This is a genomic window from Noviherbaspirillum album, assembly GCF_035916955.1.
Lineage (GTDB): Bacteria > Pseudomonadota > Gammaproteobacteria > Burkholderiales > Burkholderiaceae_D > Noviherbaspirillum > Noviherbaspirillum album.
In genome coordinates, this window is the sequence record NZ_JAWIIV010000020.1 from 51,957 (window position 1) to 70,425 (window position 18,469).

Sequence of the window (18,469 nt, forward strand, 5' to 3'; positions counted from 1 at the left end):
GACGTCCTATCGAATCTGGTTGATGAGGGCCGCGCCCGAGACCACCACGCGATTGTCCGGGGCCAGTCCCTTGACCACGACGACGCGCTCCGCATCCAGCGGTCGCGTCTCGACCGGCTGGGCAATGAAGCGTTCCGCCCCGGCCTTGATCCAGACGACGTGTTCGTTGGACGGATTGCGCACGACCGCCTGGGCAGGCACGGCAAACCCTTTGACCGTATCCTTGAGCTTCGCCACGACGGTGACCGGCTGGCCGACCGCCAATGCAGCGTCCTTGGCGCTCGCACGGAAGTTCAGGGGCACCGCTCCGTCGCGCAGGCTGCGGCCGCCGCCGATGAAAGTCAGTTCAACGCCTGGAATGTCCGCAAGGGTGGCCGACTCCACCCGAACCGCCAGCGATGGTTCGTTGGCCACGGCCTCGACCATCATCCGGTTCGGATCGACGATGTCGAACAGCACATCCCGAGCGTCGACGATCTGCCCGTTCAACACATTGGCCGCGGCAATGATTCCCGACGCAGGGGCAGTGATGGCTTCATTGCCGACGATGGTGCCTGCAACGGCTTTTTCACGGCCGGCAAGGCTGGCGAGCTCTGCGCGTGCCGCCTCGATTTCCTTGCGGGGCACGCTTCCTTCCAGCGATTCCAGGCGCTTGACCTTTTGCTCGGCAAGACGGCGGCTGACCTGAATTTCCACCAACTGCGCCTGCTGATTGCCACGTTCGATGGCGGCCGCCACCGGCCGGACATGCAATAGCACTTGGCCCTTTTCCACACGCTGGCCCGCGACCGGCAGTCCCTTTGGCCCCGGCTCGACGCGGCCGGCGAAAGACGCCTGCACGCGGCCGCCGGCATTGGGATCGATGCCCACCCGGCCGTTCAATTCAGCGGTCATCGGATGCTCGGCTGCATGAACGACCACCGTGCGCAGCCCCATCCGGCGCTGCGCCAGCTTGGGCACGTTGATGCTGCCGTCGGGCAGTCGCGCGAGGCCCGTGGCGTTGACGGCAGCGGGAGCGTCCAGGTGCTCGCCGTTCGGGCCATGCGCGCCGGGACCGGCCAGGGCAGCCGACATCAGCCCGGCCGCAATCAGACCGAAAGCAAAATGGGAGAACTTGTTCATGTTCAGTTTCCGATGGAGGGTTTGCGGCGTGCGAGCGCAATCGCTATCGCAGACAGGAGAAGAGCCAGGACCAGGCCGACACCGCCAACGGCGGCGGTCGAAAGCGGAAAGCGCCGCGCGGCGGGTGCAGTCGCCGCATGCCCTTCATCGCCAACAGTCAGCGTCGCTTCGAGGAGGTCGGTGTCGTTGCCGGCGGCGACCGTGAAGACAAGCGCATGCATGCCGGGCTTTGCCAGCGCCTTGAGGAAAGCCTGGTCGTCGACCGCGTAGTTGCCGTGGTCGGAATGAAACCTGGCATTGGCTTTCTGGCCATTGACTTCGACTTCGACTTGCCCGTCCAAGACAGGCTCGTTGGTCTCGTAGCGATCGATCATAAGAGACAGTTCACCGTGCTGCAGCCGGCCGACAATTTCAAATGTTTCCGTCGCTGTTTCGATGCGCGGCTCGCCTGCAATCGCGGTTTGAGCGGATGGGACTTCGTCATGGCTATGGTCTTCTCCGCCGTGCGCAAACGCCAGCACCGGGACCATCAGGGATAACAGCAAGAGTCGGATTGCTTTCATGGGGACACTCCAAATGCTTGATTGAGGCGGGCTCGGGCGAGCCCCAGGGCGACGCGTTGCTGGCGTTCGGCCGCTTCCGCCTCGTGCAGAAGGCTTTGGGCGCGAAGCATGTCGGCCAGACCGCGTTCGCCCATGCGGAATGCCTTTTCGATAAGCTGAGCATGCTCGCGGGCCAGGGCCACGCGTGATGCCGATACATCCAAGGCTTGTTCCGAGGCCGACATTTGTTCTCTGGCCAGCGCGATATCGGCTTGCAGCATTGCCTCGGATTGACTCGCTTCGGCGGACGCCGTCGCCAGCCGGGTCCGGGCCGCGGTTTCCAGCGGGCGGCTGCGCGCGACAGTCCCGATGGGGATCTCGATGCCGAGCGTGACACTGCTTGCGGTTTCGCCGCCAAATGCTTCACGCTCCCGGCGCAAGGCCACGCCGACGGTCGGCGGTTCGCTCCTGGTCTTGCTGGCCACATCCAGCAAGGCTTGCGCATTTCGAACGGCGGCCTTCGAAGCGTACAGGCGGGGATGCGATTCCACTGCAACGGCGGCCAACGGTTCGGGCTCCATGGGCGGAATGTCCGTGATACCGGTCAGCGTCGTGAAACGCAGCAGTGCTTCGCGTAGCTTGAGCTGGGTGTCGACCACGCCAGCCTTTGCCGCCAGCGCTTCCTGCTGTGCAAGCATGCCGTCCGTACGCGCCAGGTCGCCGGCCTTGACGCGCCGCATCACATCGCCGGCGGTAGCCTCGATAGTATTTTGGCGAAGCGTAGCCTCGGCCAGGCTTTCCTTGGCGGCCGCCACGGCCCATATGCGCTCCCGCACTTCGCCCGCCAAGGTAAGGCGCAGGCTGGCAATCCGTGCCTCGAGTTCGGCGGCCTCAGCGTCGGCCTGCATCCGGCGGGCGGAAACCTGGCCGGGCATCCACACCGGGGCCGACAGCGATATTTCTCTTTCGCGAGAGCCGGCGCGGTTGTTCCAGCGATCGCTGCGCTCGGACACGCCGATGGACGGCGACCCTGCGATCCAGGAGCGCGCGGCTTCATGGCCGGCCAGTATCTCGTCGCGCTTTGCTTCGAGGGTGCGGGCTTGCGGCGATCGTTGCCACGCAGCCTCCACGGCAGCTTTGAGGCTGTCGGGAAAATCCCCGGCATGCGCAACCGGCAAGCGCAGGAAAAACAATGCCGCCGCCGCAAAAATAGTGTGAATCAAAATATAAGCACGCATGCAATCTCCATTCGATAACCAGTAGAAGCTGGCCGAAGGCAATTGCACGGGACAAGACGGTGCGCGGACGCCAAAAGCGCGTCACACGTCACTATCAGACGTCAGAACTGGAACAAGTGCGGATAAGCCCTCGGCGAACTAGCCGAGGGTTGAAGGCGGACGCTGCAGGCGTTGCGGATAGGGATCGGGCAGGTAGTGCTGAGGCTGCGTTTCCGTCGTACGGACAGCACGAGCGGCTGCCAGCGGCACAGCGCTGGGCGGAATGGCTGCGCAGCCATGCGCGGTCGAATGATCGGACAGATGCTCGGCCGACGCCTGCGAATCGTCGTAGTGGATACCGCCGTGCTCGTCGTCGTGGTGATGGCTTGTGCCTGCCAGGTGGTCTAGCTCATGCGCGATGCTGAACGCCGCCTTTCCGGACGAGTACCATCCGCCCTGCATGGCGAAGCTATGCAGCGGCAGCAGTACCAGCAGAAAGAGGCAGACGAGGCGACGCACGGGAAATAGGCTGAAGGAGTCGGCGCTGATTAAGTTGGCGCCGATTATACAGCGGCATTTTTGTTCGCGAAACAAATGGGGCCATCGGCACTCCTACTGAAATGAGTTGGATATCTTGAAAGAAAATCTCGCGAACTCTTGCAGTGACAAGGCGAAAAGCGCGGTAAGGCCATGCTGTTACATGTATTTTGCGGGCATTTTTGATGAAGTACCCGCGCGATTCCCGTCCGTGCTTGACCAACGAATTTCCAATATTCATTATTGGTAGTATTGCCATCCATGAATAATGTTTGAAGGAGGACTTATGCAAATAGCACGACCTGCTGCAGCCCTGCTCTGCTGCCTGGCGCTAACGACGCCCGCCCTGGGCCAGCACGCTTCCCACTCGGGGGCACATGATCAAGGTCAGGGCCAGATGCATGGCATGCAACACGGCTCGATGAAGAGTTCGCCGGAGGCGGCCAAGGCGGAATTCGATCACCAGTTCATCGACACCATGGCAATACATCATCAGAGCGCTGTCGAGATGGCCCAATTGGTAGAAAAGCGCTCCGGGCGCGCCGAACTCAAGCAGATGGCAAAGAAGGTCATCGACGACCAGCAAACGGAAATCAAGCAGCTGCGGGAATGGAAGCAGCAGTGGTATGCCGGCAGGGGCGACGCCGTCAACATGAAAATGCCGGGCATGGCCGAGTCGATGAAGAATATGTCGATGGACAAGCTTTCAGCGGCGAATGGCAAGGCTTTTGATGCAATGTTCATTGACATGATGACGCGCCATCACCGCGGTGCCGTAAAGATGGCCCAGGATGCAATGGGCAAGCTGAAGCATGATGAACTGAAAAACCTGGCGCGGAACGTCATCGATACACAGAAGCAAGAAATCGATCAGATGGCGGCGTGGAAGAAGGAATGGAAACTGGCGTCCAGGTAATCCTGCTACGCACGAGGTCGGCTTGAGCGGATGTCGATCGGCACCAGGGGGGCGATCTCTTTCCTCGGTCCGGAACGGCTTGCATCGCTTAATGTCATAACTGAAATTCTTCAGTTAACCTGCTGTCTGCACACCTCCGGATTCAAGTTCATCCATGCGTCACACGAGAAACATACCAGTCGAGCATTTCGAATTCCTGTTCGAGACATCTCCAGGTTCGTTTCTCGTCCTGCTGCCCGACGAAGAGTTCAGGATCGTCGGGGTTACAAACGATTATCTGCGTGACACCATCACGCAGCGGGAAGATATTCTTGGAAAGGCCGTATTCGATGCCTTCCCCGACAATCCCAATAGTCCCGAAGCGAATTCGACGGAGAACCTGGGCACGTCGCTGCGGCGGGTGGTCGCGACAAAGGCCAGCGATACCATGCCGATCCAGCGCTATGATGTGCCCCGGCGCGATGGCACGGGCTTCGAGCTAAGGTATTGGAGCCCGGTTAATACTCCGGTGCTGTCAGAAAGCGGGGAGCTGCTCTACATCATCCATCGCGTCGAAAACGTCACCGATTACGTGAGGCTTCGCGAGGAGAGCGAGGCCCGGCGGAAGAAAAGCGCCGAGTTGAGCGCGCAGAACGAGAAGATGGAAGCCGAGATCCTGCAACGTGGTCTGGACCTGGACGCGAAGAACAGGGAACTGCGGCAGGTCAATGAAACCTTGCTGCAGTATGCACAGGCGGCACGCGAAGAGGCACGCATGAAGGATGAGTTTCTCGCGATGCTCGCGCACGAACTGCGCAATCCTCTTGCCGGCATCTCGACCGCCCTGGAACTGCTTGGAATCGCCGCGAACGACTCGTCGAAAGCCAAGGAGCTGCGCGAGGTGTGCTATCGACAGCTCGACAACCTGACTCGCCTGGTCGATGATTTGCTGGATGTATCGCGCGTCAGCCGCGGCGCCGTATCCTTGCGCAAGGAACCTCTGGATCTGCGAGACGTCCTGGACAGCGCCCTGCACGCGGTGCGCGGCTTTCTGGACGAGCGTGGATTGGCGGTGAGCACCAGCATCAATCCCGGCAGCTACCGGATGACGGGCGACGCGACCCGGCTGGAGCAGGTGCTGAGCAACTTGCTGACCAATGCCGCCAAGTACACTGAAACCGGCGGCAAGGTCGACATCGTCGTGTCCAACGAACCAGTAGGGGGCGAGTCATGGGGCGTTCTGCGGATGAAGGATACGGGTAGAGGCATTCCTGGTGACAAGCTGTCCAAAATATTCGACATGTTCGTGCAGGTGGACACGGAAATCGACCGTGCGCAGGGAGGTCTCGGCATCGGTCTCACCCTGGTTCAAAAGCTGGTGGAGATGCACGGCGGGACCGTCGATGCATACAGCGAGGGAATCGGATGCGGAAGCACATTCACAGTACGCCTGCCCCTTGACGTCGGCGTCCCCCTTCCCGCACAACGTACCCGACGGGGAACGCTGCCCCTGGACATGGAGCAGGCCGCGGGTGCGCGAATACTTCTGATCGAAGACAACGTCGATGCGCGGGAGACGCTGAAAACCCTCCTTCAGGCATACGGATATGCCGTTGAAGTGGCCGAGACCGGTGAAGAAGGGCTGCGACAGCTGTTGAAGCACCGGCCGGATATCGCCATTGTGGACATCGGCCTGCCCGGGCTGGATGGCTTCGAAGTTGCCCGGCGCACGCGCATGGCGCCTGAGGGAAGCGGGGTCAAGCTGGTCGCTCTGAGCGGCTACAGCGGAACGGACACGGAAAGAAAAGCCGTCGCTGCGGGCTTCGATCTTCACCTGGTGAAGCCCGTGAATCCTGTCGAGCTCCCCAAGATTCTCGCTAAATATTCGAGCCGATCCTTTTAATAATTTCGATGGCTCCGGTAGTTCAGTGCTAAAAAGCTTCTCCTCCCTGGCCTTCCCGCCTTGATTGACAGGTCCATTCATGGCCTCGGAACAAGTTGACCTGGATCAATTAAATTTTCCATTGCCGCTTTTACCATCGCTGCCTGTGGATTTACTGCCGATGAAACGCGATGTGCTGCTCATGCAGGGATAGTGCACGGTCGTGGCGTGATTGCGTCACCGGACGACACGACCATTCCTGGAACCGCTCCGTATCTTGGCTTGGCCGACATGGCATCCGCTGCCATTCGATTTTTTGGTTTATTCGACTCCGCTAGGAAGCGCGCATGTGCATCAACCCTTCTTCCTCCATATCCTCGACTGCCTCCGAGCCTTTCGCAACGGGTATTGCTTTCATGGATGAATCCCATCAACTGCTGCACGCAAAGCTCGATCGTCTTTCCCTGGCTTCCGATGCTGAATTCACCGCGGGGTTCGAGTCATTGATTTGTCAAGTCCATGATCATTTCAAGGAAGAGGAACAGGCCATGAACGAGATTGGCTTTCCCGGGATTTCATGTCACCGCGATCAGCATGCCCAGGCGCTGAACGCGCTCGAGCATGCCCGCCTGCGCATCAAAGACGGTGCGGTTACGGAGGGAAGGGAAATCGCCGTGCTTTTCTCACGATGGCTGGGCTTCCATATCGCGACCATGGACAGAATGCTGGCGTCGGCGATGCAGCACGCCGAAGCTCTGGAACCGACCTGCGTCGCTTCCTAGGGGTCACTTGAGTTGTCGGCGACTTGCCTGCTGCCAGGCGGTCGGCGGCGGTTCCTCATGCGCAGCGTCGCATGTGGTCTTCCAGTACATGGTACATGGCACATGCACCCGATCGCATGTCATGGGCGAATCCGAGCTTTGACTATATTGCAAGGGCAACGACGGAGCCCGTCTGTCGTTGCGCGGGCATATAAGCCTGGCGCATGGCATTTATGAAGTTGCGCTGATAGGTGGAGGCGGCTGCCGCCGCTACACTGGCCTCACATCAATCAACTTCGTTAGGAGAAATTACCATGACTGCCATAACGATCGGTTCTTCGCGTTCCTATATCCGGAACGTCCATGCTGCCGTTCATGATCTCATCGTCGCATTGCTTGCACTGGACCGGAAACTCTCGGCACCAAAGAAAAAGCGCCGCCGGTCCGGCGGCGCCTCACTGCACCAGGCTTATGCGGATGTGCTTGCGGCGCAGGCCGTGTCCGGCGAAGCGGCGCAGCAGAGACGCTCTGCCCGAGACATTGCCGCCCGAGGCGATTCGCATGCGCTGCTGCCCTATTACCTGTGGTCTGCGCGCAGCTTTCAGGATTGAGCTGCGGTGCCAGGGCAATGACAAACAGGCACTGCCCGTTTACTTCAGCAGCGATGCGCGGCTGGCGATGAGTGCCATCACCAGGCTCAGCGAGCCGATGAAGCCGATCGCCGACTGCATGCCTACGAACTCGGCCAGCGTGCCGACCACCGGGGGCCCGATGAGGCTGCCGCTGTAGGACATGGTCGCGACACCGGCGAAGGCCAGCGGACCTTCCTTGCCGGCGGCGCTGTAGACGAAGGGGAACAGCAGCGACAGTCCCAGGCCGGCAGCGGCAAAGCCGGCAAGCGCGCAATAGGAATTGGGCGCGAACACCGCGAAGAACAGGCCGCAGGCGGAAAGCAAAGCCCCGCAACCCACCAGGCTGCGCGCGCCGAAACGTGCCTTCATGCGGTCGCCGCACAGGCGGGCGGCCAGCATCATTACCGAGAACGCCGTCAGTGCCAGCGGCGCAAAACCATCGGTGACCTGGAAATGGTCCTTCAGATAAACGCCGCTCCAGTCGGCGATACTGCCTTCCGACATGGAACCCAGAAAGCCGAGCGCTCCGAGCCAGACCAGAGGACCGCGCGGCAGGCAGAACACCTTCGCTTCGACGATCTCCGCCTTGTCGTCGCCGTCGAATGAATCGAGTGAATCGCATGCCAGCTTGAGCAGCAAGGAGACAGGCATGGCAAGCAGCAGGTAATGCATGAATGGCTTGACTTGCATGCCGGCCATCGCGCTGCCGAGCACGGCGCCCAACAGACCGCCGGCGCATCCCCATGCATGCAGTTTTGACATTTCAGAACGGCCGGTGGACTTCTCCAGCTTGGTCGCAATGGATTGAACGGCGACATTCATGCAGCTTGCCATGACACCCAGCAGCAGCACCGCGAACATCAGCGCCAGAACATTGGGAGCGGCGCCGATGCCCAGCAGGACGGCCAGCAGCGACTGGCCGGCGATGAGCGCCGTCTTGCGCGCGCCGAACATGGACATCAGGCGCGAAGACACGGGATGAGACAGCAAGGCGCCAAGCCCGCCGCACAGCAGGACCATGGACAAGGCGGAATGCGAAATGCCGAGGCCTTCGCGCAGGGCTGGAATGCGGCCCGCCCAAGAACCCATGATGAGTCCGAACAGGGTAAAGAACGCGGGAAGCGCGAAAGCTTGAAAGGAAGCGGAAGGAAGTCGTTGTAGTGTGGCGCTGGAGTGCATCATTGATCGTATTATTGAATATCAGCAATACGCCTGTGATGCATTCCCTTCAGAAATAGTTTCTCAAATGAAGCTTATATCAGTCATTCATGATTGGAATGAGGAAAGATTGTAAACAATGGCTTGCGCCAGCCTTCAATTTCGGGCGATTGAATTGCGCGTTATCTTGCGCGGACTGATTCCGTGCGAAGCATTTCCTTGGTGTTCCGGCATGCCGTGACGCCTGCGGAACCCTCGCTGCCAAAATCGCAAGAAAACCCGCAGTGCCGCCAACAGCAGCGCCAATCCAGCGGGACTGGCGCCAGGCTTGCAGGGTTATCTTCTAGTCGAACTTTACCAAGTTCAACGATGGCAACGGCCCTGCGGGAAACTGGAACATTTTTCCCCCTTCGGCAAGCCTTCCGATATCCAGCGCAAAGAATCCGAGCCGGCCAATCAGTTGCACCACTTCCTTTTTTGCCGCCGCATCGTCACCGGCGACAAACAGCACGCGTTGACCGCCTTCGGCACCCGGATCGCTTGACAGCAAGGCAGGTCGGAGGTGGTTGAAGGCCTTGACCACGCGTGCGCCTGGCAGCAGGTCGGCCACGATCTCGCTCGACGTCCGCCCTCCAAGGTCGAACGGGCGGAATGCCGGCGCTTCGATCGGATTGTTGGCATCGATGACAATCCTGCCCTGCCACGAGGGAAGATCCTGCACGGCAGCGGGGATCTTCGACCAGTTCACGGCGAGGAAAACGATATCGGACCGTGCTGCTTCCTCCACTGTCACCGCCTTGATATGCGCGCCAAGCTCAGCCTCGAGACTGGCAAGTGACGCGGGACCGCGGCTGTTGGCAATGACAGCGTCGATGTTTGCGCTTCCAAGCGCGCGTGCGATGGCACTGCCGATCGCACCTGCTCCAATAATGCCGATTTTCATGATGTGCTCCTGTTGCATGTCGTAAGTAGGTCGGAAGATCAGGCCGTGAAGCCGCCATCGACGAGCAGTTCGGCGCCGCTGACGAAGGCGGCTTCGTCGGAAGCAAGGAAGGCAACGGCTGCAGCAATATCGCTGCCCTGGCCGTAGCGGCCCATGGCGATGCCTGGCTTGACGAAGTCGGCAACGGCGCCATCGGCGGGATTCATATCGCTATCGGTAGGTCCGGGATGGACGGTATTTACCGTAATGCCTTTCGGGCCGAGGTCGCGCACCAGCCCGCGGGTGAATCCGGTGACCGCCCCTTTGGTAAGGGTGTAAGCAGACGCGGTTGGGAAGGCGGCATAGCGCACCATTGAGCTGCCGATGTGGATAATGCGTCCCCCGCTGCCCATGTGGCGGAGGGCTTCCTGGGTGGCGACGAAGAGTCCGGTCACGTTGACGGCAAGGATGCGCTGGAAGTCCTCGAACGCGATTTCGGTTGGTTCGCCAAGCACGCTGATGCCGGCATTGTTGACCAGAATATCGATGCGGCCCAGGCGTTCGGCTACTGCGGAGACGGCGGAACGCACAGCTTCCGGATTCCCGGCGTCAGCCCGCAGCGCAATTGCATGGCCGCCAGCAGCTTCGATCTCCCTGACGACCGCATCAGCCTTGTCCGGCGAGGCATTGTAGGTAATGGCAACCTTGGCGCCTTGTGCGGCAAGACGTCGGGCGATGGCGGCGCCGATCGAGCGGCTGCCTCCGGTGACGATGGCGACTTTGTCCTGCAGGTTACGGATGGTGTCCATGGTGTTTCCTTTCGATGTGGGTGGTTGGTGGAAGGAAGTATGGAAGCTGCAAGTCTCAAGCGGTACTATCAGCGGTCTATAATCAGTTTCAAGCAAATGTTGAAAGAAAGATCGTGGAAACCCTATCCAATCTCGAGTCGTTTGTACGAAGTGCCGAGGCGGCCAGCTTTTCGGCCGCGGCACGCCGGCTTGCACTGACGCCGGCGGCGGTGAGCCGGAATGTGGCCCAGCTTGAACGCAACCTCGGCGTCAGGCTGTTCCAGCGCAGCACACGCGGCCTGACACTTACCGAGGCGGGAGAGCGCTTCCTGAATGCCGTGGCGGGCGGGCTGGACACCATTCAAGGCGCCATTGCGGAGGTCGCGGCAACGGCTGGGCAGCCGGCCGGCGTGCTGAAACTGAATGCTGCCCATCGTTTCGGATGTGACTTCCTGCTGCCGATGATGCCGGCTTTCCTGCAGCGCTATCCGGCCGTGCTGCCGGACTGGCATTTCGACAATCGCCAGGTCGACCTGATCCGGGATGGTTTCGACGCCGCGGTCGGCGGTGGTTTTGAGCTGCCGCCTGGCGTGGTGGCACGCGAGCTGGCGCGAGTCCATATCGTGGCCGTCGCCACGCCGCAATTCATGCGGGGGCGCAAGGCGCCGGTTAAACCGGCTGATCTTGCCGACCATGAGGGCGTGGTGCTGCGATCAGTGTTCAGCGGCCGGATTGCCCGGAGAACGCTGCGAAGCCCGCACGGTGAGGCGCAGTTATGCGAACAGAGGCCTGTCATCACGGTCAACGATCCCGATGCGCTGGTGCGCGGCGTGCTCATGCACATGGGCATCGGCCTGATGGCTATGCCGCATGTCATGCACTACCTGGAAAGCGGCGAACTTGTGCGCGTACTGCCGGGCTGGCATGACGACGCCGGCGCGATATCCCTTTATTTCACGAGCCAGAAGCTGCTGCCGGCAAAGACGCGTGCCTTTGTCGATTTCCTTATCGAGCAATTCCGGGAGCAACGGCTGGCACAGCGATTTCTCGCTGCCTGAAGCGCAATACTTCCAGCGAGTCAGCGCTGGAGTCCACGCTGCAATAGGGGAAGTTTCGGCGCGTTCAAAAGGGACGTCCGCGCCGGCTAAACATCGCTATCGCAACGGGAATGAAGCGAGGTATTGGTATTCATGCCGCCTTCAATAAACTTTTCCCCCGGTTCAACTGAAACTCAAGAGATCGCATTGCGCGGTGCTCTTTCCGTAGCCATCTGTCCGCTATCGAACTGTACTGGCGTGAGGTTGAGCACACAATGCGCGTATTGAACGTACATGCCTATGGTATGCAGCTTCCATTTCCTTCGAACCATGGCTTGCTCGACAGAACACTTCTGGTTGGAATCGTGGCTGCCTTTTTTCTGCAATGAAGCACGCCTTGTTCAATAGTCGATAAATGAAAAGTGCTTACCGGGTTGCCACCATTGCGATATACGCAATATGCACGTAACTCACATGATGATTGAAGCGGCGTTACGAAAAGCCACTGAGGGCGGGCTGTTTCCGCGGCGCTGCACAGACTCCGAAACGGGAGCGAACCGTGAAATCCTGCGGGCCATAGTCGAGTCCGACCTGCAGTCATCAAACGACCTTCGCTTAGCGGAAGTCAGGCATCGGCAAGAGAAATGGAAAGACACGGGCGCGCCTTGATTGGCATGGCTTGGTAGCAAGCCAGGGGTGCCGCGAATGCACAATGACATCTAACAGCCGGGAGAAAAAATGGGCCGCACTATGGCAGTACGTCCTACTTCGGACGGCGTCGCCTTCATCATCAAGGCTGGCGTATGCATGGAAGAATGCTTTATTTCGCGGGAAGCTCTCAATACGCTCTCGCAACTCAAAAACATCGACGGTTCGGACGCGAATGCTCTTGATCTGTTCCAGGCGCTTGAGTCATTCATCCGTCCTGTGGCGCAGTCTCTTCTTGCTGAAAAAGCGAAAGAGTTGCCGATCCGGCTGACTCCGGAAAACATCACTTCGGCTTATTGCGGGAAGGCTCTGGCGACATAGTTAAAATGGGCCGGGCAGCATCCTCATTAGCACACTCAATTGCGGACTTGGCGCCTGCATGTCGCGGTCGCGCCCCATGCCTGTTCAATATCAGATTTTTCAGGAGCGGATCAGTGCGTGCATCCGAGCCAGTCGGTTTTCGGCGCATATTGCACGCGACGAACGACCGCTAGCCCGCCTCCGCCAAAATCGCGCAAATGATCGGCTTCGCTGCGATGTCCATGAAACTTTACCATCTCGTATTCGATCGTAGGTAACCCAGTCATTTTGAATTGAATGAAAGAGGTACCCAAAATGCGAGTGACCAAACCGAATCGGGACCGGACCCAGGCCGGCGACAGATTTGAAATGCAGCAAAAGCAATCGGGCGACCAGCATATCCTGCCGATTGATGAGCCTGCGGAAGATCCGCATCGCCCTCATCGCGTAAATCGTTCGGACATGCAAAAGACTCTGCCGATAGATACCGAAGGCGATGCATCCTGAGAAGCGAGATGGCAATGTGCCTGTCACCTTGGGCATGCGATATGCAACGGTGTTGAATTCAAGCCGGCACCGTTGCATGACTTGATTGGGTTTTACCTGCTTATGCCGCACAGTCGGGCCGATGTCCAATCCTTCGCGCGGAAGCAAATGATGGACCTGCGGTGAACGGAATGAGCCGGCTGATACGGCTAATACAGCCATCGCCAGCATGAGCCCTGGTGGAAAAGACGGGTTTGATACCGTCTCCGAAAAAGGTAGGTCGCTATAAAGAGGGCGCAGGCGGCAAGCCTGTGACTTCCAGGATTTCCTGCTCGTCCAGGGTTTCCCTTTCCAGCAATGCGCGCACCAGCGCATCGAGTTCGGCGCGATGCTGATGCAGCAGGCGCGTGGCCTCCCGGTGGCTTTCGTCGATGATGCGATGCACCTCGACATCGATGAGCCGCGCGGTTTCCTCGCTGAAGGGCTTGTCGCCGCCGAAGCTAGCTGCGCTGCCGAGGAATGCATTCTGGCGCGGCGCAAGCTGCACCATTCCCAGCTTGTCGCTCATGCCCCAGCGCGTCACCATGTTGCGGGCAAGATTGGTGGCCTGCTCGATGTCGTTCTCCGCGCCGGTGGTGCGGGTACCGTAGACGACTTCCTCGGCCACGCGTCCGCCCAGCATGCCGATGATCCTGGCGCGCAGATACGCTTCGGGATAATTGTAGCGGTCGGTCTGCGGCCGCTGGTAGGTCACGCCCAGCGCCTGCCCGCGCGGCACGATGGTAACGCGATGCACCGGGTCCGCGCCCGGCACCAGCAGGCCGAGGACCGCATGGCCGCTTTCGTGATAGGCGATGCGCTCGCGGTCGGCCTCGCTCAGCAGGATGGGGCGCTCGGGTCCGAGCACGATCTTCTCCAGCGCATCGAGGAAATCCTTGTGGCGCACATCGGTCTGCTCGCGCCGGGCTGCGAGCAGGGCCGCCTCGTTGACCAGGTTCTTCAGGTCGGCGCCCGAAAGCCCGGGCGTGGCGGCAGCTAGTTCCGACAGGTTGACATCCTTTGCCAGCGGCACCTTGCGGGTATGCACGCCGAGGATTGCTTCGCGCCCTGTCTTGTCGGGCAGGTTGACGACGACGCGACGGTCGAAGCGGCCCGGCCTGAGCAGGGCCTTGTCGAGTACATCGGGCTGGTTGGTGGCCGCCAGCACGATGATGCCTTCGCGGCTGGAAAAACCGTCCATCTCGGTCAGAATCTGGTTCAGCGTCTGTTCCTGTTCGCTGGAGCCGCCGATGGCCGTTTGTCCGCGCGCGCGGCCGATCGAGTCGAGCTCGTCGATGAAAATGATCGCGGGAGCATGTTCGCGTGCCTGCTTGAAGAGGTCGCGCACGCGCGCGGCGCCGACGCCGACGATCATTTCCACGAACTCGGCCGCGCTCATCGAGAAGAAGGGCACGCCGGCTTCGCCGGCCACCGCGCGCGCCAGCAGGGTCTTGCCGGTGCCCGGCGAACCCACCAGCAATACGCCCTTCGGCGCAGCGCCGCCCAGGCGCGTGTACTTGCCGGGATCTTTCAGGAAATCCACGACTTCGACCAGTTCGTTTTCCGCCTCGTCGATGCCGGCCACGTCATTGAAGGTCACCCGCGAATCCTGTTCCTGGTCATAGCGGCGCGCCTTGCTCTTGCCGATGCCAAACATCGATGCGCCCATGCCGCCGCCCTGCTGGGCGGCACGGCGGTAGAGCCAGACATAAAAACCGATCAGTAACAGCGCCGGCCCGAAGCCATAGAGCAGCGTGGCGAGCGCGCTGCCGGTCTTGATCGGCACCGCGCTGATCTCGACCTTGTTGGCGATCAGGAATTGTTCCAGCCCGGAATCGACGAAGGCCGGCAAGGTGGTGGTAAAGGTGGGCGCGGTGCGACTGGGCGTTTCCCGCAGCGGGCCCGGACGCTCCTCCCCGGCCTTGTCTTCCGGCGGCCAAGTGACCGGCGCATTGAAGCGGCCCTCGATGCTCGCGCCCTGACTGTAGATCGACTTGACGTTGCCCCTGGCGACTTCCTGCTTGAACACGGTGTAGGGCACGGTTACCGGCGCATCACCGTCCGGAAAGAAGGTGCGCATCAGAAAATAGTTGGTGAACAATATCACCAGAAAAATCAGCCATGCCTTGCGCGGTGGCATCTTGGGCGTCCCGGTGGCGCTTGGTGCGTTCGGTGCGCCCGGGCGCTGATTGGCAGGCGGAACCGGCTTCCGGAAGAGAGGGGAATTGTCGTCGCGTTTCATATGACGATTCGTCATGGACAACGCGACGTTAGTTTCTCGTTCGTCCGGTCGGGTAGTTGTTTTATCTCAAGCTTCGTGACTATTCGTGACTATTGCGGCCTTCGCCGCAATGCCTCACTTTGTCGAACCGGGACGGTCGATCACCCGGCTGATCAACTGCACGGCCTCATGCCGCTTCCTCGCCGACTTGCGCGCCGGCTGCAGGGTACGCAGGCGCGCATAGGTCTGGTTCGCCAGCTTGATGTAGACATCCCCGATGTTTTCCAGGGCGACCGAGTAACGGGCGTCGGCGCGCAGCGCTTGTTCCAGCAGCACGCGCGCGTCGCCGTAGCGGCCGCTCGCCGCCTGGAGCACGGCCATGTTGTTGAACGGCTCGGGCATTTCGGGATGCTCGGCCGCGAGCGCTTCGAAGGAACGCATCGCATCAGACCTCCGGTCCAGCGCCATCAGCGCCATGCCATGGTAGAGCCGCATCTGCGGCTGCGCACGACTTTCCTGGGGCAGCGCATCGATTCGGTCCAGCGCTTCCTGGTAGCTGCCCGACTGCAGCAGCATGCCGATATCTTCGGCTTCGGCTGCGGTTGCCTGCACCGATAGCGTCAGCGCCGTCGCAATCGCTATCGCGACCGCCTTTGCGGTAAGGCACGCGGACGCGATGCGGGACGGAATGCGTTGATTCAAACTACCGAATGGCCTCATGGCTTTTCCCCTCTGATTGTGTTCAATGTTTTCATTTTTTGCTTCAGGTTCGATGCTTGTTAATCACGAGAATGTCTCTCGCGCAGCAGTCCATGAGCCGCCGGTACACCTCCGGCGCGACGTTGATGCAGCCCTTGGTGACGTTGCGCCGCAGTTCGGGCCGTCCGTCCTGCAGGCGCTCCATGCGCCGCTCACCCGGGTTGAGGGTATAGACGCGGTGGATGGCCCAGAGGTATTTCTCGTTTTCCCGGTAGACCAGCACGCTGCCGTCATAGCCGGCATCCTCGATGCGCCGGAGCGACAGGGAATAGGTTCCCGTCGGCGTGTCCTGCCCCACTAGCGCGGGATAGCAGGCGCCGGCAAAGCAGATGGATGCGGCAAGAAGATCGACGATCACCATGGCGGCCTTCAGCCCAGTGGTTTCTTGCGCGTGACCGGGGGCGGCTCTTGCGGCTGCGCAGGCTCCGGCACCACTTCCTGCGGTGGCGGTGGCAGCACCTTCGCCACCGGCCGCACGAACAGGTACTCTCCCCTGCCCACCGCCGGATGCACCCGATAGCCGCTGCATACCGCGTCCGCCAGCACGCTCGCGGGGCCGCACTCGACCGGCACCTCGCGCGGCCAGATGACGGCTGCGGTCGGATGCCCGGGAAGATGATTGGGCACATGGTACAAGCCGTCCATCACATGCAGCGCCGGTTCCGTGCCGACAGCAGCGCCGTTGGCCGGCGTGCCCGAACCGAAGGGAAGGCGCTCTACCTCGAAGTTTAGGTCGGCCGCCGCGGCATGGGAGCCGGCGGCAGCGGCAAGCACGAGGGCGTGGAATATTGCTTTCACGTTGTCTCCCGGCGCTTGTCAGTAACGATACATATCTTCGGCCCTGCTCCCGGTGCGCGAGCCGCTGTCGGCAAGCCTGCTGCCGTCGGCTGTCCGCGCTTCCTGCGAGCTGACCGGGCAATTGATGCCGGTCAGCTCGAAGGCTTCGCGATTGCGCTTGTCCATGCACAGGCGAGCGAGTGCCGCACCCTTGAAGCCCATGTTCCATATTTCGCGCGCGTTCTTCAGCATCACGCAATTCTCATCCGTCCAGGTGGTGCCGGCGCTGAATCCGAATGAGACCGCGCTGCCGCCGATGGAGGTCGATCCCATGCAGGTGTCGTTGCTGCTGGTCAGCGGCGTCGCCACCGCGGTTGACACCGGATTGCGCGACTGCGCGTGGTACACGGCATGGCTGTCGATCGACAGGGATTGGCCCTGGCTGCCGACGCCTTGTGCCGCGCCGCCGCGGCTCGTGGAAGTCGCGGAAGAAGTGGAATGAGAATGTGTTGTTGCAGTGGCAGGACCGGCGTTCACGCCGGCTCCGCGTGGCAGCACCGGACTAGCGCGCAGCGCCAGTCCCTGTGCCGACACCGAACCCGCGGCCGCCATCGCGGCCAGCAAAACAAGTGGTATGAGCTTCATGATTTTTCTCGCCTGTGTTATGGGGGATTTTGCTTACGGGGCGCTGGCGTAACCGGTCGAGCCCGACAGCTTGGTGTTGCCGAAGAAGTAGCCGGTCGAATTGATGTTGGCGATGCCGGCGGCGTTCATTTGCTGCAGTGCTGCTGTGGTATTGGCGCCGCTGGCATAGCCTTCATTGCTTCCCGCGACGTTGACCGACTTGGTGGCGGTGGTGCCGATGGACGGTGCCGGTGCGGGCGTGGTGGACGGTGCCGGCGCGGCGATCGGCGCCACGCTGTATGTCTTGCCGTACTTGACCTCGGCCTCGAAGCCCGAAACAGTCTGGCCGGTGACATAGCTGCCCTGGTTGGTGCCGGCCTTGATCAGGCTGTCGGTATGGGTGCCGGAGCCGCCGCCGTTGTAGCCCTGCGTGACGCCGGGGATGTTGAGCTTGCCGCGCACTGCGGTATCGGCGAAACCGGAAGACAGGGCCGAGCCTCTGCCGGAACCGGTGCTAGTGTTGTACGCCTTGCCGAGGCTTTCCGACCTCGTTTCGCCGGAGACGGCGGCGGTGATGGCGTTCTGGCTGGGCGTATAGGCGCGGGATGCATTGACTGTTGCGCTGGCCGACTGGCTGTTGTGAGCATAAGACGAGGAGGTGCCGTTCTGGCCGATAGCGAATTTGCCATTGACCGCCGTGCCAACGGAGACATTGCCCGTCGCGACGGCGTTCGCGGGCGCGGGGTGCGTGGCGTGCGCCGCGGACTGCGCCAGCAGAACGGCCATGCCCGCACCGAAGCTTGCGATGAAATGTGTTGTTTTCATGTGGTTTCCTTGAAGTGTGTTGTGAAGAACGGGCATCGACCCGCTCAGCCAGTAGGTGTGCGCGGCAACGGCCGGGGTTCCAGCGCCGGCAGCGGGCTGCATGCAGGCGGACGGCATGCATGCAGGGCAATGCGCTCGGCGCGGTCGGCGTCATGACGCGAGGAAATGTCTGTCATTGCCTTGTGTGGCAAGGCTTTGCCGCACGCTCGCAAGCATGCGGACCGCGCAGGCGGCGCG

Annotated in this window: 20 protein-coding genes; 7 read left to right on the forward strand and 13 right to left on the reverse strand. The window is 61.0% G+C overall.

Translation table 11 applies throughout. The features are described from left to right. Positions 1-6: 6 nt before the first annotated feature. The 4 genes from RY831_RS20950 to RY831_RS20965 all read right to left on the reverse strand — a co-directional run bounded on the left by RY831_RS20950 (position 7) and on the right by RY831_RS20965 (position 3,400). Complete coding sequence (locus RY831_RS20950) at positions 7-1,122, reverse strand: efflux RND transporter periplasmic adaptor subunit (protein ID WP_326508318.1); 1,116 nt, start codon at positions 1,120-1,122, stop codon at positions 7-9. A 2-nt stretch (positions 1,123-1,124) separates the two neighbouring features. Next, the gene (locus RY831_RS20955) at positions 1,125-1,685 is read right to left on the reverse strand and encodes a hypothetical protein (RefSeq protein WP_326508319.1); all 561 of its coding nucleotides are present in this window, start codon (positions 1,683-1,685) and stop codon (positions 1,125-1,127) included. Then, positions 1,682-2,902, reverse strand: a complete 1,221-nt coding sequence (locus tag RY831_RS20960) for a TolC family protein (protein WP_326508320.1) — start codon at positions 2,900-2,902, stop codon at positions 1,682-1,684. Before RY831_RS20960 ends, RY831_RS20955 begins: the two co-directional genes overlap by 4 nt. A gap of 138 nt (positions 2,903-3,040) precedes the next feature. Beyond that, positions 3,041-3,400 (reverse strand): hypothetical protein, encoded by a 360-nt coding sequence (locus RY831_RS20965; protein WP_326508321.1) that lies wholly within the window; start codon positions 3,398-3,400, stop codon positions 3,041-3,043. A gap of 304 nt (positions 3,401-3,704) precedes the next feature. Here RY831_RS20965 and RY831_RS20970 point away from each other — a divergent pair, with 304 nt between their 5' ends. The 4 genes from RY831_RS20970 to RY831_RS20985 all read left to right on the forward strand — a co-directional run bounded on the left by RY831_RS20970 (position 3,705) and on the right by RY831_RS20985 (position 7,567). Further along, on the forward strand, positions 3,705-4,334 hold the full coding sequence (locus RY831_RS20970; protein ID WP_326508322.1) for a DUF305 domain-containing protein: 630 nt from the start codon (positions 3,705-3,707) through the stop codon (positions 4,332-4,334). A gap of 154 nt (positions 4,335-4,488) precedes the next feature. Further along, positions 4,489-6,216 carry an ATP-binding protein gene (locus tag RY831_RS20975; protein WP_326508323.1) on the forward strand — a complete coding sequence of 576 codons (1,728 nt, stop codon included), beginning with the start codon at positions 4,489-4,491 and terminating at the stop codon, positions 6,214-6,216. Positions 6,217-6,542: 326 nt separating this feature from the next. Next, entirely contained in the window at positions 6,543-6,977 is a 435-nt protein-coding gene (locus RY831_RS20980; RefSeq protein WP_326508324.1) for a bacteriohemerythrin, read from the forward strand. Between the two features lie 293 nt (positions 6,978-7,270). After that, the gene (locus tag RY831_RS20985) at positions 7,271-7,567 is read left to right on the forward strand and encodes a hypothetical protein (RefSeq protein ID WP_326508325.1); all 297 of its coding nucleotides are present in this window, start codon (positions 7,271-7,273) and stop codon (positions 7,565-7,567) included. A 39-nt stretch (positions 7,568-7,606) separates the two neighbouring features. Here RY831_RS20985 and RY831_RS20990 read toward each other — a convergent pair whose 3' ends face one another. The 3 genes from RY831_RS20990 to RY831_RS21000 all read right to left on the reverse strand — a co-directional run bounded on the left by RY831_RS20990 (position 7,607) and on the right by RY831_RS21000 (position 10,477). Further along, on the reverse strand, positions 7,607-8,677 hold the full coding sequence (locus tag RY831_RS20990; RefSeq protein WP_326508326.1) for an MFS transporter: 1,071 nt from the start codon (positions 8,675-8,677) through the stop codon (positions 7,607-7,609). 412 nt (positions 8,678-9,089) lie between these two features. Continuing rightward, the gene (locus tag RY831_RS20995; RefSeq protein WP_326508378.1) at positions 9,090-9,728 is read right to left on the reverse strand and encodes an NADPH-dependent F420 reductase; all 639 of its coding nucleotides are present in this window, start codon (positions 9,726-9,728) and stop codon (positions 9,090-9,092) included. Next, positions 9,728-10,477 carry a 3-oxoacyl-ACP reductase family protein gene (locus RY831_RS21000; RefSeq protein WP_326508327.1) on the reverse strand — a complete coding sequence of 250 codons (750 nt, stop codon included), beginning with the start codon at positions 10,475-10,477 and terminating at the stop codon, positions 9,728-9,730. The genes RY831_RS20995 and RY831_RS21000 overlap by 1 nt, the downstream gene beginning before the upstream one ends. A gap of 113 nt (positions 10,478-10,590) precedes the next feature. Here RY831_RS21000 and RY831_RS21005 point away from each other — a divergent pair, with 113 nt between their 5' ends. The 3 genes from RY831_RS21005 to RY831_RS21015 all read left to right on the forward strand — a co-directional run bounded on the left by RY831_RS21005 (position 10,591) and on the right by RY831_RS21015 (position 13,008). Beyond that, positions 10,591-11,514, forward strand: coding sequence for a LysR family transcriptional regulator (locus RY831_RS21005; RefSeq protein ID WP_326508328.1), 924 nt, complete (start codon positions 10,591-10,593; stop codon positions 11,512-11,514). A gap of 717 nt (positions 11,515-12,231) precedes the next feature. Next, positions 12,232-12,522 carry a hypothetical protein gene (locus tag RY831_RS21010; protein WP_326508329.1) on the forward strand — a complete coding sequence of 97 codons (291 nt, stop codon included), beginning with the start codon at positions 12,232-12,234 and terminating at the stop codon, positions 12,520-12,522. 348 nt (positions 12,523-12,870) lie between these two features. Continuing rightward, positions 12,871-13,008, forward strand: a complete 138-nt coding sequence (locus tag RY831_RS21015) for a hypothetical protein (RefSeq protein WP_326508330.1) — start codon at positions 12,871-12,873, stop codon at positions 13,006-13,008. Between the two features lie 262 nt (positions 13,009-13,270). Here the strand turns inward: RY831_RS21015 and ftsH are convergent, their stop codons facing one another. From ftsH to RY831_RS21045, 6 genes are all read right to left on the reverse strand, one after another. Beyond that, the gene (gene ftsH, locus RY831_RS21020) at positions 13,271-15,268 is read right to left on the reverse strand and encodes an ATP-dependent zinc metalloprotease FtsH (RefSeq protein WP_326508331.1); all 1,998 of its coding nucleotides are present in this window, start codon (positions 15,266-15,268) and stop codon (positions 13,271-13,273) included. Between the two features lie 114 nt (positions 15,269-15,382). Next, positions 15,383-15,949: a tetratricopeptide repeat protein gene (locus RY831_RS21025; RefSeq protein ID WP_326508332.1), complete on the reverse strand. Its 567-nt coding sequence runs from the start codon at positions 15,947-15,949 to the stop codon at positions 15,383-15,385. A 61-nt stretch (positions 15,950-16,010) separates the two neighbouring features. Beyond that, positions 16,011-16,367: a hypothetical protein gene (locus RY831_RS21030; RefSeq protein WP_326508333.1), complete on the reverse strand. Its 357-nt coding sequence runs from the start codon at positions 16,365-16,367 to the stop codon at positions 16,011-16,013. Between the two features lie 8 nt (positions 16,368-16,375). Beyond that, positions 16,376-16,804, reverse strand: a complete 429-nt coding sequence (locus RY831_RS21035; protein ID WP_326508334.1) for a hypothetical protein — start codon at positions 16,802-16,804, stop codon at positions 16,376-16,378. 18 nt (positions 16,805-16,822) lie between these two features. After that, a complete protein-coding gene (locus RY831_RS21040) occupies positions 16,823-17,428 on the reverse strand; it encodes a hypothetical protein (protein ID WP_326508335.1) in 606 nt (201 codons plus the stop codon). A 33-nt stretch (positions 17,429-17,461) separates the two neighbouring features. Further along, a complete protein-coding gene (locus tag RY831_RS21045) occupies positions 17,462-18,232 on the reverse strand; it encodes a hypothetical protein (RefSeq protein WP_326508336.1) in 771 nt (256 codons plus the stop codon). Between the last annotated feature and the right edge of the window lie 237 nt (positions 18,233-18,469).